The sequence below is a fragment of the Asanoa ferruginea genome (assembly GCF_003387075.1).
GTDB classification, from domain to species: Bacteria; Actinomycetota; Actinomycetes; order Mycobacteriales; family Micromonosporaceae; genus Asanoa; species Asanoa ferruginea.
In genome coordinates this window covers 1447182-1463906 of sequence record NZ_QUMQ01000001.1, presented here as the reverse complement: position 1 = coordinate 1463906, position 16725 = coordinate 1447182, and the positions used below count along the sequence as shown (strand labels likewise).

At 72.0% G+C, this 16725-nt stretch carries 15 protein-coding genes; 10 read left to right on the top strand and 5 right to left on the bottom strand.

From position 1 onward, the window contains the following. Nucleotides 1–25 precede the first annotated feature (25 nt). Genes DFJ67_RS07185 through DFJ67_RS07175 form a run of 3 tightly spaced genes read right to left on the bottom strand, consistent with a single transcriptional unit; the run spans nucleotide 26 to nucleotide 2645 of the window. Nucleotides 26–595, bottom strand: a complete 570-nt coding sequence (locus DFJ67_RS07185) for an NADPH-dependent FMN reductase (RefSeq protein ID WP_116067163.1) — start codon at nucleotides 593–595, stop codon at nucleotides 26–28. Between the two features lie 54 nt (nucleotides 596–649). Continuing rightward, entirely contained in the window at nucleotides 650–985 is a 336-nt protein-coding gene (locus tag DFJ67_RS07180) for an ArsR/SmtB family transcription factor (RefSeq protein WP_116067162.1), read from the bottom strand. Nucleotides 986–1022: 37 nt separating this feature from the next. Beyond that, entirely contained in the window at nucleotides 1023–2645 is a 1623-nt protein-coding gene (locus tag DFJ67_RS07175; RefSeq protein WP_116067161.1) for an ABC-F family ATP-binding cassette domain-containing protein, read from the bottom strand. Nucleotides 2646–2727: 82 nt separating this feature from the next. On the opposite strand from DFJ67_RS07175, the gene DFJ67_RS07170 reads away from it, so the two are divergent. The 4 genes from DFJ67_RS07170 (at nucleotide 2728) to DFJ67_RS07155 (ending at nucleotide 5609) form a co-directional block, all read left to right on the top strand. Continuing rightward, a complete protein-coding gene (locus tag DFJ67_RS07170) occupies nucleotides 2728–3480 on the top strand; it encodes an ROK family protein (protein WP_116067160.1) in 753 nt (250 codons plus the stop codon). Nucleotides 3481–3498: 18 nt separating this feature from the next. Further along, nucleotides 3499–3864: a tetratricopeptide repeat protein gene (locus DFJ67_RS07165; RefSeq protein WP_116067159.1), complete on the top strand. Its 366-nt coding sequence runs from the start codon at nucleotides 3499–3501 to the stop codon at nucleotides 3862–3864. Beyond that, nucleotides 3861–4115, top strand: a complete 255-nt coding sequence (locus tag DFJ67_RS07160) for a Smr/MutS family protein (protein ID WP_116067158.1) — start codon at nucleotides 3861–3863, stop codon at nucleotides 4113–4115. Before DFJ67_RS07165 ends, DFJ67_RS07160 begins: the two co-directional genes overlap by 4 nt. Nucleotides 4116–4202: 87 nt before the next feature. Then, nucleotides 4203–5609: a hypothetical protein gene (locus DFJ67_RS07155; protein ID WP_147315437.1), complete on the top strand. Its 1407-nt coding sequence runs from the start codon at nucleotides 4203–4205 to the stop codon at nucleotides 5607–5609. 73 nt (nucleotides 5610–5682) lie between these two features. On the opposite strand, the gene DFJ67_RS07150 is transcribed toward DFJ67_RS07155, so the two are convergent. Then, a complete protein-coding gene (locus DFJ67_RS07150; protein ID WP_116075778.1) occupies nucleotides 5683–8076 on the bottom strand; it encodes a M28 family peptidase in 2394 nt (797 codons plus the stop codon). Nucleotides 8077–8242: 166 nt separating this feature from the next. On the opposite strand from DFJ67_RS07150, the gene DFJ67_RS07145 reads away from it, so the two are divergent. The 6 genes from DFJ67_RS07145 to DFJ67_RS07120 all read left to right on the top strand — a co-directional run bounded on the left by DFJ67_RS07145 (nucleotide 8243) and on the right by DFJ67_RS07120 (nucleotide 15040). After that, nucleotides 8243–9436 carry a PP2C family protein-serine/threonine phosphatase gene (locus DFJ67_RS07145; protein ID WP_116075774.1) on the top strand — a complete coding sequence of 398 codons (1194 nt, stop codon included), beginning with the start codon at nucleotides 8243–8245 and terminating at the stop codon, nucleotides 9434–9436. Further along, complete coding sequence (locus DFJ67_RS07140) at nucleotides 9433–11049, top strand: sensor histidine kinase (protein ID WP_116067156.1); 1617 nt, start codon at nucleotides 9433–9435, stop codon at nucleotides 11047–11049. The genes DFJ67_RS07145 and DFJ67_RS07140 overlap by 4 nt, the downstream gene beginning before the upstream one ends. Nucleotides 11050–11062: 13 nt before the next feature. Next, complete coding sequence (locus DFJ67_RS07135; protein WP_116067155.1) at nucleotides 11063–11515, top strand: response regulator; 453 nt, start codon at nucleotides 11063–11065, stop codon at nucleotides 11513–11515. Between the two features lie 18 nt (nucleotides 11516–11533). Then, nucleotides 11534–12340 (top strand): inositol monophosphatase family protein, encoded by an 807-nt coding sequence (locus tag DFJ67_RS07130; RefSeq protein ID WP_116075772.1) that lies wholly within the window; start codon nucleotides 11534–11536, stop codon nucleotides 12338–12340. A gap of 98 nt (nucleotides 12341–12438) precedes the next feature. Then, nucleotides 12439–13470, top strand: coding sequence for a coiled-coil domain-containing protein (locus tag DFJ67_RS07125; protein ID WP_409362890.1), 1032 nt, complete (start codon nucleotides 12439–12441; stop codon nucleotides 13468–13470). Nucleotides 13471–13495: 25 nt separating this feature from the next. Further along, nucleotides 13496–15040: a fused MFS/spermidine synthase gene (locus DFJ67_RS07120; RefSeq protein ID WP_116067153.1), complete on the top strand. Its 1545-nt coding sequence runs from the start codon at nucleotides 13496–13498 to the stop codon at nucleotides 15038–15040. A gap of 6 nt (nucleotides 15041–15046) precedes the next feature. Here DFJ67_RS07120 and DFJ67_RS07115 read toward each other — a convergent pair whose 3' ends face one another. Next, nucleotides 15047–16690 (bottom strand): bifunctional AfsR/SARP family transcriptional regulator/alpha/beta hydrolase, encoded by a 1644-nt coding sequence (locus tag DFJ67_RS07115; RefSeq protein ID WP_147315436.1) that lies wholly within the window; start codon nucleotides 16688–16690, stop codon nucleotides 15047–15049. Between the last annotated feature and the right edge of the window lie 35 nt (nucleotides 16691–16725).

Here is a 16725-nt window from a genome sequence, read left to right as displayed (position 1 = left end):
ATCGTTCCCTCCGTTGACAAAAGACTCACGAGACATAGGGGTGTGCGGCGCGGCCGGCCCGCAGCGTGCGGCCCCACCAGCAGAGCTGGTCGAGCAGCACCTGGGCGGCCTGCACCGGGAGATAGTCGGCCAGCCGGGAGTCGAGGTCGGCGCAGCCGTCGAGCAGGTCGACGCCGACCCCGTCGCGGACGGTGACCGCGTGCAGGGCGGTGAAGACCGTGCGGAGCTGATCGACCGCGTGTTGCCCGGCCGACCGGCAGCCGTAGGAGACGAAGCCGACCGGCTTGGCGTGCCACTCGTCGTAGGCGAAGTCGATCGCCTGCTTGAGCGAGGCCGGGAAGCTGTGGTTGTACTCGGGGGTGACCAGGACGAACGCGTCCGCGCGGCCGATCTCGGCGGCGAACGCCGACATCTGCGGTGTCGGCCGGGCCGGGTAGCCGGCCGGGAACGCGAACTCGGCGAGGTCGACGATCGCGACCGTGAGGTCGGGACGCCCGCCGGCCTGTGCGACGAACCAGTGTGCGATCCGGTCGCCGACCCGGCCCTCGCGGGTGCTTCCGATGATCACCGCCAACCGCAACGGCGTCTCGGTCATGGTGACCACCTCCCCTCTCACTGGGAAGGCGCGAGACGCCTCGCTAGATCCGATCTAGCGGGGGTCGCGGCGGGCGCGCCGGCCGCGGGCCAGCTCGGTCTCCAGCGCGTCGAGCGACTGGCTCCAGAACCGGCGGTAGCGGTCCAACCAGGCGTCGACCGCTTGCAACGGGGTGGCGTCGACCGCGTAGAGCCGCCGGGTGCCGGCCGCGCGGACGGTGGTGAAGCCGTTGTCGCGGAGCACCCGCAGGTGTTGCGACACGGCCGGTTGCGAGATGCCGAACTCGGCCTGGATCACGGCGCCGATCTCGCCGGCCGCGAGCTCGCCGTCGGCCAGCAACTCGAGGATCCGGCGCCGGACCGGGTCGCCGAGGACGTCGAACGCGTGCACGTCTCGACTGTCTAGCAGCCTTTTATATAAGTCAAGCCTAAAGCTCGGACACGCGCCCGCCCGAGACGGCCAGCCGGCGGTTGACGCTGACCGCGTCGAGCATCCGGCGGTCGTGGGTGACCAGCAGCAACGTGCCCGGGTAGCCGGCCAGCGCCGACTCGAGTTGCTCGATCGCGGGCAGGTCGAGGTGGTTGGTCGGCTCGTCGAGGACGAGCAGGTTGACGCCGCGGGCCTGGAGCAGGGCGAGCCCGGCCCGGGTGCGTTCGCCCGGCGACAGGGTCGTGGCGGGGCGCACGACGTGATCACTGCGCAGCCCGAACTTGGCCAGCAGCGTGCGCGACTCCTCCGGCGGCATCCCGGGCACGGCGGCCCGGAACGCGTCGACGATCGGCTCGTCGCCGTCGAACGCGCGGCGCGCTTGGTCGACCTCGCCGACCACCACGCCCGGGCCCAGATGCGCTGAACCACTGTCTACTGGCAGCCGGCCGAGCAGCGCGGCCAGCAAGGTCGACTTGCCTGAGCCGTTGGGACCGGTGATCGCCACCCGGTCGGCCCAGTCGATCTGGAGGTCGACCGGCCCGAGCGTGAAGCCGCCCCGCTGCACGGTGGCCGCGCGCAGGGTGGCCACGATCGCGCCGGCGCGCGGTGCCGCGGCGATGGTCATCCGCAGCTCCCACTCCTTGCGCGGCTCGTCGACCACCTCCAGGCGCTCGATCAGCCGCTCGGTCTGGCGGGCCTTGGCGGCCTGCTTCTCCGTCGCCTCGGCGCGGAACTTGCGGCCGATCTTGTCGTTGTCCTTCGCCTTGCGGCGGGCGTTGCGGACGCCGGTCTCCATCCAGTTGCGCTGAGTGCGCGCCCGCGCCTCCAGGTTGGACCGCGTCTGCGCGTATTCCTCGTAGTCGTCGCGGGCGTGCTGGCGGGCCACCTCGCGCTCGTCGAGATAGGACTGGTAGCCGCCGCCGAAGTGGTTGATCTGCTGCTGGTGCAGGTCGAGTTCGAGGACCCGGGTCACCGTGCGGGCCAGGAACTCGCGGTCGTGACTGACCAGCACCGTGCCGGCGCGCAGGCCGGTGACGAACTCCTCGAGCCGGGCCAGGCCGTCGAGGTCGAGGTCGTTGGTCGGCTCGTCGAGCAGGAAGATGTCGTAGCGGCTGAGCAGCAGCGACGCCAGCCCGGCCCGAGCCGCCTGACCGCCGGAGAGTGCCGTCATCGCCAGGTCGGGCGAGAAGCCGAGCTTGACGTCGTCGAGCCGCTCGTCAAGATCCGCCCCGCCGAGCGCGAGCCAACGATCCAGACCGATGGCGTACGCCTCGTCGGCGCCCACCCGGCCCTCGGTGAGCGCCTCGGTCGCCGCGTCGAGATCAGCTTGGGCGGCCGTGACACCGGTGCGCCGGCCGAGGAACGCCCGCACCGTCTCGCCCGGGCGCCGGTCGGGCTCCTGCGGGAGGTAGCCGACGGTCGCGGTGGGCGGATTGAGCGCGATGCTGCCCTGTTCGGCCGGGATGACCCCGGCGAGCGTCCGGAGCAAGGTCGACTTGCCGGCACCGTTGGGGCCGACCAGGCCGATCACGTCGCCGGGGGCGACGACCAGCTCCAGGTCGGCGAAAAGGATCTTGTCGCCGTGTCCGGCGGCGAGGTCCTTGGCGATCAGCGTCGTCATAGCGTCGCCGATGGTATCTGGAGAACCAGGCGATCTTCCGCTCCGTTTCCCGTGACGCGGCGGGGGACGGCAGACTGATCGTGTGGTGACGACGTTGGCCATCGACTGTGGGGGCGGTGGGATCAAGGCCTCGGTCCTTGACGAGGCGGGCACGATGCGGGCCCGGCCGTTGCGGGTGCCGACGCCGTACCCCCTGCCGACCTCGCTCTTCGTGAAGACCCTCATCGACCTTGCCGCCCGGTTGCCGACGGCCGACCGGGTCACGGTGGGCATGCCGGGCATGATCAGGCACGGGGTGGTGGTGGCGACCCCGCACTACGTGACCCGGTCGGGCCCGCGGACGAAGGTCGACCCCGAGTTGGTCACCGACTGGAGCGGGTTCGACGCGCAGGCGGCGCTGGCCGAGGCGTTCGGCACGCCGGTGCTGGTGCTCAACGATGCCGAGGTGCACGGTGCGGGTGTGGTCGCCGGGGCCGGGCTGGAGCTGGTGATCACGCTCGGCACCGGCCTGGGCTGCGCGCTCTTCGACGGCGGGCAGCTCGCACCGCACCTGGAATTCTCCCAGGCACCCGTGCGTTGGGGGATGAGTTACGACACGTACATCGGTGAGCACGAGCGGCGCCGGTTGGGCGACGCGTTCTGGTCGAGGCGGGTCCGCACGGTGGTCGACGGGCTGCGGCCGGTCTTCCTCTGGGACCGGCTCTACCTCGGCGGGGGCAACTCCCGGCTGGTCCGGCCCGAGCAGCTGACCCGGATGGGTGACGACGTGGTCGTGGTGCCGAACACCGCCGGCATCCTCGGTGGTGTGCGGGCGTGGTCGCTGAGGCGGCCCTGAGAGAGGTGGAGGTGGCAAATGGATCTCCTGGAGGAATACCGCCGGGCGAACCTGTTCTTCGAAGCCGGCGACCCGAGCGGCGCGGCGCGGTTGCTCGAGCCGATCGTGGCGGTCGAGCCTGACAACGCGTCCGTCCGCCAGTTGCTGGCCCGCGCCTACTTCCAGTCGGCCCAACTCGGCCGCGCGGAGGAGCAGTTGCGGGCGCTCGTCGACAAGGACCCGAGCGACCACTACGCGCACCACGTGCTGGGCCGCACCCTCGAACGGCAGGGTCGCGACTCGGAGGCGCTGACCCACCTGCGGATCGCGGTGGCGATGCACGCCGACCACCGTGACTACGCGCAGGCGCTCCAGCGGGTCGAATCCAAGGTCAAGCCCCGGTGAAGCTCAAGCTCGACCTGCACGAGATCTACAACCGCGGGCACGACATCGATCGGGCGCTCCGCGGGATCATCGACGAGGCCGTGGCCAAGAAGGCCACCCTCGTCGAGATCATCCCCGGCAAGGGTTCGGGCGCGCTGAAGAAGAAGGTGCTGCGCTTCCTCGACCAGAAGGACGTCAAGCAGCTCTACCACCGGGTGGAGAAGGACTCGAAGAACTTCGGCCGGGTCTTCGTACACTTCAGGCATAAATAAGGTGAATTAGACAATTCCCCACATTTCATCCGCCAATCGGGCACGATCGCACCTGGGTGCGTCTCATGTCTGATTCGGGGGAGCGGGATGAGAGGACGATCGCTGGGTGCGGCCTTGGCCGCGGCGGCAATTGGTGGCGGGCTGGGTGTCGCCGTGCCGACGGTGGCCAGTGCCGAGATGTACGTCGACGTGCTGCCGACCAGCGTGCCCGCGACGGCCGCGGAGGTCGGCAAGCACGCCTGCGAGGCCAGGCTGGGCGGTGGCCCCTACCCGGATCGGGATGTGTGGCTCTTCCAACTGCCCGGCGACCGCGTCCGCACCGGTGACATCGTCGCCCTGAGCGCCACCTTCACGACGCCCGACGGGCAGGAGGTGTCGCGGAAGGCGCCGGGTGACGGCGCTGGGATCGCGGACACCCGGGCCTGGCTGGTGGTCGACAAGGGCGGCCGGCTGACGGCCGCGACAGCGGCCATCACGGGTACGGTCCGCAACCTCGCGATCGCACAGACCTGCCCCGCGGAGTCGTCGCCGCAGGCCAGCCCGACCGAACCGGCGGTGTTCGGCGAGGCCGTCGTCGCGCCGATGCTCGATCCGGTGGCGGGGCGGGCGACCCCGACGCCTACTCCCACTCCGACGCCGACCGTGACGCCGACTGCGCGGCCCACGCCGACGCCGACCGCTACTCCTACGCTCGGGCTCGCTGATCTGCCGCACGGATCGGTCGACCTGACCGAGCCCGACGCGGACCCTGTCCCGGCGCCGGCTCCGGTGGTGCCGCCGGCCGTGACCGACCCCGGCCAGGTCGACACCACCGGCTACTACTCCGACGGCGCCGGCGTGCCCGGCATCGTGCCCGACACGGCGTTCAGCGACGGCGGCGTCTACCCCAACGGCGGTGTCGTCCCCGGCAGCGAGTTCGGCGGATACGTCGACAACGGCGGGGTCATCGACAACGGCGGCATCCCGGCCGACCCGGGCGCCGTGCTCGGCGGCGACCCCGGTACGTCGTTCGGCGGCAACGGCTCGTTCTCCGGCGGCAGCGGATCGTTCTCCGACGGCGGCGGGTCGTTCAGCGACGGCGGCGGCTCGGTCGGCTCCTTCGGGGGTGACCAGGGCGGCGCGATGGGCGATGCCGGCGACCTCGTCAACGAGCCGACCGGCGACACCCCGTCGGGCAACCCGATCGCCGCGGCGACCGCGTCGACGACCGGCATCAACGTGAGCGGCGCCGGCTCGGCCACCTCGGCCGAGGTCGACAACCAGCCCAGCGACGTGGACGGTGGCAACCCGGCCACGACGCCGGCCGCGACCGGCAGCGCCGCACCCGCGGCGGTCACCCTGCGCTCCGACGACAACCGCCTGGTCGGCAACGCGAACGTCCTGCGCCTGGCCGGTGTCCTGCTCGTCTTCGTGCTCGCGGGGGTCGGCATGGCCTTGATCCGCCGGCGGCGCCGCGGCCGCCCGAGGTTGATCGGCCGCCACCGGGCCGCCTGACCTCCTTGCTCTGCACCCCTGTAGGCACCATCCGAACGCTCGGGTGGTGCCTACAAGGGTGCAGAGCAAAGTCTCAAAGCGTGTAGCTCTTCGCCACCAGGACCAGCTCCGAGCTGTGGCTGCCCATCACGCCGACGCCGGCCGGCCGGGGCTTGAAGCCGGGCAGACCTTCCAGCCCGTCGCTGCCGTCTTCGACGCGGAAGCGGACCGGGCCCGCGCCGGTCGGGCGGAGGGTCAGCGAGACCTCGAACCCGCCCGCCGGTGGCGCGTGGAAGATGAGGCCGAACGACCACGGCCCGGTGCGGTCGACCGGCACCTCGAAGCCGTCGACGCTTGCCTTGTCCACTGTGGCCGTCGCGCCGTCGACGTGCAGGGCCGCCAGGCGCACCTGGCGCTGTGGTGCGAGCTTCAAGCGCAGCGTGCGTACGCCGCCCGCCGTCGAGTCGGACACCACGGTCAGCGCGGCCGGCGGCAGCGTGGCCGCCTGCGCCGGCCCGGTCCGGATCGTCGAGTCGCCGATCTCCGGGAACTGCGCGCCCAGGTTCTCCTTGGATTTCAGATAGCCGGCCGTCCACGCTTGCGGCGATGACTCGTAGCTGACCCAGCGCGCCTGGCCGTTGTCGGCGTCGAGCGCGTACATCAAGTGGGTCGGGATCGGGTGTGTCGGGTCGAAGCGGTCGACCGCGAACGCCGAGCCGGCCAGGGCCAGCGTCGCCACCAGGGCCAGCACCGGCACGCCGAGCCCGATCCGCCTGTCCCGCCGGGCCACCGTGCCGCGTTGCCCGCCGGCCGGTGGCAGCAGCAGGTCGATGATCGGCAGCGCGGCCAGGCCGAGCAGGGTCGCGAACAGCGCGCCGACCCCGCCCATCGCCATGCCGAGCGCCGGGAAGAGCAGCACCACCGTGGGCACCAGGATGACCACGCCGACCGCGGCGCCGACCGTGAGCGGCACGGCCGTCCAGGTGCCGCGCAGCCGCAGCGCCACGATGCCGCCGATCGCGCTGGCCAACGCCGGCAGCGCGGCCAGGTAGGAGCCGCCGGGCGTGGCCGCCGCGAGCACCAGGCCGAGCACGGCCAGCCAGCCCAGGCCACCGACCGCCAGCGCGGCCGGGCCGATCCGGCGGCGGAGCAGGGCATACCAGGTGAGCAGGACGGTCGCGGCGAGCAGGATGACGGTGAGTCGCCACAGCAGGGGCCGGTAGGGGTCGAGCAGCGACGCGTACCCGGGGCGAATCGCGGTGACCAGGATCCAGAGGAGCTGTGCGGCCAGCGGTGCCGCGACGATCGGCACGAGGCCGAGGCCGAAGCCGCTCGCTACCTTGCCCCAGCTCGCCCGCCCCGAGCGGACCGTCAGCACCGCCAGCGCGATGACCGCGAGCAGCGCGAGGCCGGCCAGCGGCCAGGTGAGCCAGCCCGGATAGGTGACCAGCGTGCCGGGCACGGGGAAGTAGGTGGCGTCGCCGCTGGCCCGCAGGTCGGCCAAGTCGGTCGCGCCGAACGCCCGGACCAGGCCGAGCGCGTTCTCGCCGTGCTGCTGGAGGGTGCGCCGGTCGACGGAGGCCGGGGTGTCGAGCGGGGTGTGGTAGACCGCACCGCCGTCGATGTAGGCCGAGTTGAGGCCGACGAAGTTGTTGCCGAGGAACGCGGTGAAGTCGGTGTCGTTGGGGAGCAGCCGGTAGACCTCGACGGCGAACGAGGTGCCCACCGGGTGCGGCGCCGCGCTGCGGAAGAGGGAGACCAGCTTCGCGTTGTCGCGCGAGGTCTCGAACATGATGACCGGGCCGGTGCTGCCGCGCGCCTCGAGGTTGAGCGCGACGCCGCCGTCCTTGGCCAGCGGATGTGCCGACGCGAACGCGAGCGCGCCGCAGAGGCAGGCCTCCTCGGCGTCGGTCAGCACGAACACCACGTTGTTGCGCGGCTTGGCGCCCTGTGCCAGGGCGCGGGCCACCTCGAGCACCGACGACGTGCCCGCTCCGTCGTCGTTGCCGCCGGGCCCGACCTGGACCGAGTCGTAGTGTGCGACGAGGAACACGGTGCCGGTCGGGTCGGTGCCGGGCAGTTCCGCGACCACGTTGCGGACGTGTGCGACGGCTGCGGCCCCGGAACTGCCGCTCAAGTCGCCGGCCTCGCCCCCGACGGTGTCCTGCACCGAGGTCTTCAGTCCGAAACCCGACAGCGTAGTAACCAGGTAGTCACGCACCGTGTCGTTGGCCGCGCTTCCGGCCACGTGCGTGCGCGCTCCGACGGTCGCGATGTGGTCGGCGGCCCGGCCGGCGCTGAACTCGGTGGCCGGCGCGGATGCCGGCTTCGGGGCGGGTGGGCGGATGTCGAGCAACGAGATCGCGCCGATGGCGCCCAGGACCACGAGGGCCACGAGAGCCGTCCAGGCCCGGCGTCCGGGGCGGGCGAATGCCCGCTCGGCCGGGGCCTGAACCGGTGCGGTCGGCTCCTTGACTTCAGCGGACACCACGCCTCCTTCGCGCAAAGTGAGAACACCTTAGAACCAGGGCGTGAACGACGGGCGGGTCCGCCTGGCACGGTGGGTGCACGGTGCCATACGGTTGCCTACCGCGGGGTCAGTTGAGTGGGGGCAAGCTTCCATACGAGAGGCTGGTGACGTGAGCGAGCAGCGGTTGGCGGCGGTCGCGGTGCCGCCCCAGGGGGGCCGCCAGCGGTCCGCCGGGCAGCGCCTGCGCGTGCTGCTCATCGAAGACGACGACGCCGACGCCTTCCTGGTGAGCGAGTTGCTCGACGAGGCCGAGGCGGCGGTCGACCTGGTCAACGCGAAGAGCCTGGCCGAAGCGCGCCCGCTGATGGCCAGCGCCGACTGCGTGCTGCTCGACCTGGGCCTGCCCGACGCGCAGGGGCTCGACGGGCTCCGGCAGGTGCTGGCGCTGTCGGGCGGCGCCGCGGTCTGCGTGCTCACCGGCCGCCAAGACGAGCACCTCGGTGTCGTCGCGGTCGCCGAGGGCGCCCAGGACTACCTGGTCAAGGGACAGGTCGACGGGGTCCTGCTGACCCGCGCCCTGCGCTACGCCGTCGAGCGCAAGCGCGCCGACGAAGATTCCCTGCGGCTCCGCGAGGTCGAGTTGCGCCAGGCCGAGTCGGCCCGGCTGGAGCGTGGCCTGCTGCCCCGCCCGCTGATGGAGACCGAACGGATCCGGGTGCACCCGTTCTACCGCCCGGGCCGGCACGCGGCGCTGATCGGCGGCGACTTCTACGACGTGGTGCAGAGCACGCCCGACCGGGTCGACCTGATCGTCGGCGACGTCTGCGGCCACGGCGCCGACGAGGCCGCGCTCGGCGTGATGCTCCGGGTCGCCTGGCGCGCGCTGGTGCTGGCCGGGGTGCCCGACGACGCGGTGCTGCCCGCCCTGGAGCAGGTGTTGATCAGCGAGCGCCGGCTGCGCGAGACGTTCACCACCGTCGCCACGGCCCGGATCGACCTGGCGGCCAACCGCGCGACCGTGCGGCTCGCCGGCCATCCGTCCCCGTTGCTGCTGCGCGGCGGTCGGGTCGCACCCGTGCCCGCGCCCAACGGGCTCCTGCTCGGGGTGGCACCGCGCCCACCCCAGGCCTACGACCTCGAGTTCGACAGCGACGACTGGTCGCTGCTGATGTATACCGACGGCCTGATCGAGGGTCGGGTCGGCGGCGGCGACGAGCGGCTCGACGTGACCGGGCTGGTCGACCTGGTCGCCGCGGCCAAGGGAGTCGCGCTCGCCGACCTGCCCGGCTGGCTGGTCGGGCGGGCCGAAGACGCCAACGGCGGCGCGCTCGCCGATGATGTCGCAATGTTGCTGGTCAGCGCCGGGGGTGGCCGATGAGAACGTGGACCTTGCGCCGTCGGGTGGGTGTCCTCACCGCCGTGGTCGGCGTGCTGCTGGTGCTGATCGCGGTCGTCGCCGCCGCGGTCGCCGCGCAGAACCGCAACCATCTCGACACGCTGCTCGACAAGACCGGTCCGTTGCGCACCAGCACCGCCGCGCTGCAAACGGCGCTCGTCAACCAGGAAACCGGCATCCGGGGGTACGCGGTCAGCGGCGACCGGTCCGACCTCGGCCCCTACACCGCCGGCCTCGCCAACGAGCGCGAGCTGATCGCCGTGATGCGCCCGCTGCTCACCGATCATCCCGACATCGCGCACCAACTCGACCGGGTCGAGCAGCAGGCGGCCGCGTGGCGCTCCAGCGTCGCCGAGCCGGTCGTCGCCGCGCCCGACGTGACCACCGCCCGCACCTTCGTCACCGATGCGGCCCGCACGCGCTTCGACGAGATTCGGGCCTCCGTCGACGAGTTGCAGCAGCAGATGCTGAAACTGCGCGACGACGCCGCCGCCAAGGCTCGCAACACCGGCAACACGCTGGTCTTCCTGCTGATCGTCGCGGCTGCGGTGATCATCGTCGCCGGCGTCGCGCTGCTCCTGTCGCTCAACCGGGTGGTGATCGGCCCGGTGACCGATCTCGCCGACCAGGTGCGCGACGTGCGCGCGGGCGACTACTCGCGGAAGATCACCGGCACCGGTCCGCCGGAGCTGAGCCGGCTCGCCGCCGACATCGACTCGATGCGCCAGCAGATCGCCGACGACCTGGCGGAGGTCGGTGCCGCGCGGGAGCGGATCGAGTGGGTCAACGGCCAGCTACAGCGGCAGGCCGAGGAGCTGATCCGGTCCAACCGTGACCTGGAGCAGTTCGCCTACGTCGCGTCGCACGACCTCCAGGAGCCGCTGCGCAAGGTGGCCAGCTTCTGCCAGCTCCTCCAGCGCCGCTACGCCGGGCAGCTCGACGAGCGGGCCGACCAATACATCGCGTTCGCCGTCGACGGCGCGCAGCGGATGCAGCGGTTGATCAACGACCTGCTGGCGTTCTCCCGGATCGGCCGGGCCACCGCCGGCTTCACCGAGGTCGACCTCGACAAGGTGATGACCGTCGTGGGCAGCCAGACCGAGAGCGCCCGGGATTACGCCGGTGGCGAGTTGGTCTGGCACGACCTGCCGACCGTGCTCGGCGAAGACGCGCTGCTGACCAACCTGCTCACCAACCTGGTCAGCAACTCGTTCAAGTTCCGCCGGCCGGGCGTGCCGCCCCGGGTCGAGGTCTCCGCGCGCCGGATCGGCGACGAATGGGAGATCAGTTGCGCCGACAACGGCATCGGCGTGGAGCCCGAGTTCGCCGACAAGATCTTCGTGATCTTCCAGCGCTTGCACTCCAAGGACGCCTATCCCGGCACCGGGATCGGGCTGGCCATCGCCAAGAAGATCGTCGAATACCACGGCGGCCGGATCTGGGTCGACGCCGAGGTCGCCGAGGGCACCGTCATCCGGTTCACCCTCCCGGTGCTGGCCGTGGATCCCTCCGACGACGACGCGCCTGCGGAGCAGCCACCCGCGCAGGCCGAACCCACTCACGACTCGACCGACATGAAGGCTCAACTGGCATGAGAGAGGCGTTGGCATGACCGCACCAGCCGACGGCAAGAGCCCTATCGAGGTGCTCCTCGTCGAAGACGACCCGGGCGACGTGCTCATGACGCAGGAGGCGTTCGAGGAGCACAAGCTGCGCAACCGGCTGACGGTCGTCTCCGACGGCGCGGAGGCGCTGGCCTACCTGCGCCGCGAGGGGCGCTACGCGGACGCCGTGGCGCCCGACCTGATCCTGCTCGACCTCAACCTGCCCCGCCGCGACGGCCGCGAGGTGCTGGAGGAGATCAAGAAAGATCAGGAACTCTGCCAGATCCCGGTCGTGGTGCTGACCACCTCGGCCGCCGACGAAGACATCCTGCGCAGCTATCAACTCCACGCCAACGCCTATGTCACCAAGCCCGTTGACTTCGAGCAATTCATCTCGGTCGTACGCCAGATCGACGAGTTCTTCGTCAGCGTCGTCAAGCTCCCACCGCGAAACTAAGCTCCAAAGGACAGTGTGATCAACGCTCAGCTCAGCGGCCAGGTCGGCGCGCTCGTGCGGCACACCGCCGCGACCGTCGTCCTCCCGTCATATCAGCACCTGCAAGCCTCCGAGATCAGCGAGAAGGGCCCGGGCGAGGTGGTCACCGTCGCCGACCGCCGGTCCGAGGAGGTGCTCACCGCCGGCCTGCTCGACCTGCTACCCGGGTCCGTCGTGGTCGGCGAGGAAGCGGTTTCCGCCGATCCGGCGGTGCTCCGCCAGTTGGCCGGCGACGCGCCCGCGTGGATCGTCGACCCGATCGACGGCACCGCCAACTACGCCTCCGGCCGTTCACCGTTCTGCGTGATGGTCGCGCTGCTGGAGGCCGGCCGCCCGGTCGGCGCCTGGATCTACGACCCGATCGACGACCTGATGGGCCACGCTCTCGACGGCGGTGGCGCGTTCCTCAACGACGTGCGGGTCGAGCCGGCCACGCCGCTGCCGGTGGAGCAGATCCGGGGCATCGCGCCGGCCACCTACTACCCCGCCGATCTGCGGGCGAAGGTGACAAACGGGAAGAGCCGGTTGGGTGAGGTGACTGGTGGCCAGCACTGCGCCGGGCGCGAATACCTCGACCTGATCTCCCGCCGGCAGCAGTTCACGATGTTCTGGCGGACGTGGCCCTGGGACCACGCGCCGGGCGCGCTGTTGGTGCGCGAAGCGGGTGGTGTCGTCCGCCGGCTCGACGGCGCCGACTACGCGATCTCCCCGGACCCGGGCGAGGGATTGCTGGCCGCCGCCGACGAGCAGACCTGGCAGGCCGTGGCCGGTGCGTTGATCCCCTGATCGGCGCCGGCCGATTTTCGGGGAGCGCCGGACCGCTCCTGATCGGGTACTCTGTCCGGCGGCCAGCGGGGGATCGATTGTGACGGAAGGGAATCGCAGTGCCTCGGACGGTGACGCGGCGCCGGTGGGTATCCCTGCTCGCCCTGCTGCTCGCGACCGTGGTCGTCGGGGTCGGTGCGCCACAGACGGGCGCGATCGCCGCGCCCAACCCCGCGCCCAAGGAAAACGACGAGAAGAAACTGCGTGACAACCTCGAGGCCGCGGCCAAGGGGCAGATCGAGGCGCAGCGCAAGCTCGACGACGCCAAGCGGCGGGCCTTCCGGCTCAACAAAGAGGTGGCCGCGCTCGACACCCAGGTCGACGTGATGCGCACCCAGGTCGGCGCGATGGCCCTCGAGTCCTACCGCACGGGCCGGCTCACCCCGCTGTCCGCCCTGCTCAACAGCGCCTCGCCAGATGACTTCCTGCGCCGCGCCGGCAGCCTCGAGATGATGGCGCAGCGCGACGCGGGCGCGCTGCGCGGCTACCAGGAGGCGCACGAGGCCGCGCAGCAGGCCAAGGCCCAACTCGACGCCGAAGTGCAGGAGCAGAAGAAGCAGGTCGCGACGCTGGCCCAGCGCAAGGCCGACGCCGAGCGCGCGCTGCGCAGTGTCGGCGGCGGCACCACCAGCGCCGGCTACATCAACCCCAACTCACCGGCGGCCCAGCCGGCCAAGCGCAACTCCGACGGCTCCTGGCCGAGCGAGTCGTGCTCGGTCGACGACCCGACGCCGGCGAGCGGCTGCATCACTCCGCGCACCCTGCACGCGTTGCGCGAGGCGCAGGCCGACGGGTTCAAGCGCTACGTCTCCTGCCACCGCTCCGGCGGCGGCGGCGAGCACCCCAAGGGCCGGGCCTGCGACTTCTCGGCGGCGGCCGGCGGCTTCCAGAACAAGAGCGCGACCGGCGGCGACAAGACCTACGGCGACAACCTGGCCGCCTACTTCATCAAGAACGCCGACGCGCTCGGCGTGCTCTACGTCATCTGGTATCGAAGGATCTGGATGCCGGGCACGGGTTGGAAGTCCTACAACGGCGGCAGCGATCCGGCCGCCAACCACACCAACCACGTGCACCTATCCATGCTGTAACGGGCCGTCCCCGTACCCTGACAAAATGGATCAGAGCACCGCGGCCGCGGTCGAGACGTCTGAGCGCCGCCCGCTTCCCGGCGGGCTGGCCGCCTTCCTCGTGTTCTTCGCCAGCGGCGCGGTCCTCGTGCTGGAGACCGTCGCGTTGCGACTCGTCGGCCCCTACCTCGGCGTCACGCTCCAGGTGACCAGCTCGGTGATCGGGATAGCGCTGGCCGCGATCGCCTACGGCGCCTGGACCGGCGGCCGGCTCGCCGACAAGCACAACCCGCGCACGCTGCTGCCCGGGGCGCTGGTGCTGGCCGGCATCGCGACCGCGGTGACGCTGCCGGTGGTCCGCTACGCCGGCGAGGCACTGCGCGGCAACGCGGTCAGCGGCATCCTGCTGCTCACCGCGCTGGCGATCTTCATCCCCGCGTTCCTGCTCTCCGCCGTCACGCCGCTGGTGGTCAAGCTCCAGCTCAGCGACCTGCGCAACACCGGCCAGGTGGTCGGCAAGCTGTCCAGCGTGGGCACCCTCGGCGCGGTCACGGCCACGCTGGTCACCGGCTTCATCCTGGTCGCGGCGCTGCCCACGTCGGTCATCCTGATCGGGCTCGCCGTCGCCCTCGGCATCGCGGGCCTGGCCATCGGCGTCTACCTGCGCCGCACCGACAAGCTGCCGCTGGCCGGCACCAGCCGGGCCGGCGCGGTGCTCGCGGTCATCGGCCTGGCCGGCGCCGGGCTCTCCGCGGCCGCGCCGACGCCGTGCGACATCGAGACCGCCTACCACTGCGCCGCGGTCGTGCCGGACCCGGCGCGCGAGGGCGGCCGGACGCTGTTCCTCAACTCGGCCCGGCACTCCTTCGTCGACCTCGACGACCCGACCTATCTGGAGTTCGCCTACACGCGCTGGCTCGGTGCGGTCGCCGGCGCCGTCAAGCCGCCCGGCCAGCGGATCGACGCCGTGCACCTCGGCGGCGGCGGCTTCACGATGCCGCGCTATCTCACCGCGACCCGACCCGGAACCAGCAACGAGGTGTACGAGCTGGACGGCGCGCTGGTCAAGCTCGACGAACGCGAGCTCGGGGTGCGCCAGGGCGCCGACCTGACGACGAAGGTCGGCGACGCCCGGATGCTGCTCGCGAAGCGCGCGTCGGCCAGCACCGACCTGGTGATCGGCGACGCGTTCGGCCATCTCGTGGTGCCCTGGCACCTGGCCACCCGGGAGATGGCCGCCGACATCCGCCGGGTCGTCCGGCCGGACGGCATCTACGCGCAGAACGTCATCGACTATCCACCGCTGCGCTTCATCAAGGCCGAGGTCGCCACCGTCGCCGCCGAGTTCCCGCACGTCGCGCTGATCGCGCCGGCCCGGTCGCTGGCCGGCGAGCAGGGCTCCAACTTCGTCATCGTGGCGTCACCCGCGCCGCTGCCAATGGACCAGCTCGCGACCGGGATCAGCGCCGACGACGACGGCGGTCACGCCACGATCGTCACCGGCGCCGAACTGGCCGCGTTCGTCGGCGACGCCGAGCCGCTCACCGACGAATACGCCCCGGTCGACCAGCTCCTCGCCAACGGCGGCTGAGCCGGCTCACCGTCGCGGCTCGGCCAGGAACTCCACGGCGTGGTCGAGCTGGTCGGTGCTGTCGGTCAACCACAGGGCGTCGGTGCCGGCGGTGAGCCGCAGCCGGGCGTCGGGCAGGTGCTCCGCGAGATAGCGGGCATGCCCGACGTCGACGTTGACACAGTTGCGGCGGTGCAGCACGAGCGTCGGCGCGGTGACCGCGGCGAGCCGGTGGCGCAGGTCGGTGCGGGTGGCGACGGTGCGGATGGCGGTGGCCACCGTCGGCCCGGCGGCCCGCTGGCCGATGCGGTTCCACCAGCTGCGGAACGCCTCGTCGCCGGCGACGCTGGGTGCGGCCTGCGCGACGGTGTCGATGCGGCGCGCGGGATCGCCGGGCGCGACCGAGTCGCGGATGAGCCCCTCGGTCGTGGCCGGGTCCAGGCCGTAGGGGTAGTCCGCCGTGCGTAGGTAGGTCGGATAGCACTGGGTGAGGACGAGTGAGCGCACCCGCTGCGGATAGCGGGCGGCGAACTCCAGGGCGATCAGCCCGGTGTCGAAGTTGGCGAACAGGTCGGCCCGGTCGACGGCCAGCGCGTCCAGCACCTGCCGCAGATCGGCGACCCACTGGTCCAGCGGGGAGCGCCGCTCGTCGAGCGGGTCGGACAGCCCGATGCCGCGCCGGTCGAAGCAGCTGACGGCGGCGTGCCGTGCGAGGTGGGCGAGGGCGCTCCGGGCGTGCTGCTCGTCGAGCAGGCCGTCGATGGTGAGCATCGCGGGGTTCAGCACGACCAGGTCACGACCCGAAGAGGACAGCCGGGTGTACGCGGTCGCGCCGTCATCCCCCGTGGCATAGGCGATGGTGACCGCCGCCGCGGCGGTCGGGGCGGGCGGCGCCGGCGGCGCGGGTGGCGCTTGTGGCGCGAAGACCTCGGCCTGGGCGTCGCGCAGCGCGCTCGTGGGGTCGAGCCCGACCTCGACAAGTGCCGCCCGCGCGGCCGCCGCGGCCCGCAGCGCCTCGTTCTGGCGGCCGGCCCGGTGCAGCGCTCGGACGTAATGCACCCACAGTGGCTCGTCGAGCGGGTCTTCGGCGGTGAGCCGCTCCAGCTCGCTGATCGCCTGGGCCGGGTCGTGGCCGTCGACCAGGCAGGCCAGGTGTTCCTGCACCAGGAGCCGGCGTTCCCGGCGCCAGCCCTGTGCCAGCGCGGCGGCGGCGGTCGTGTCCGGCAGCTCCGGGTCGCCCCGCCACCGGGCGCGGGCCTCGGCGAGCACGGCGGCGGCACTGTCGGGGCGCCCGTCGGCCCGCAGCCGGCGGGCCCGGGCGCGGGCGTCGGCCACGAGACCGAGGTCGGTCTCCGCGAGATCGATCGCCAGCCGGTAGCCGTCGCGGCCGACGCGTTCGATGCCGGGGTCGGCGCCCGCCGCCCGCAGCGCGGCCCGGATCCGCGACAGGTGCGCGCGCAGCGTCTTGACGGCCGACGGTGGCGGGTCGTCCCACAGCAGCCGGGCGAGCTCGTCGAGAGTGGGCGCGGCCGGGGCAAACACGGTCAGCACGCTCAGCGCTTCGCGCGCCTTGCGCTCCAGGCGCACGGGGGGCGAAGCGTTGACGGTGGCCGTACCGAGCACCTGCACGATCACCGCCTCAGGGTAGGACCGCATCCGGACCACATCCACGACACATCCGTCCCAGGCCGGTCATTGCCTAACTT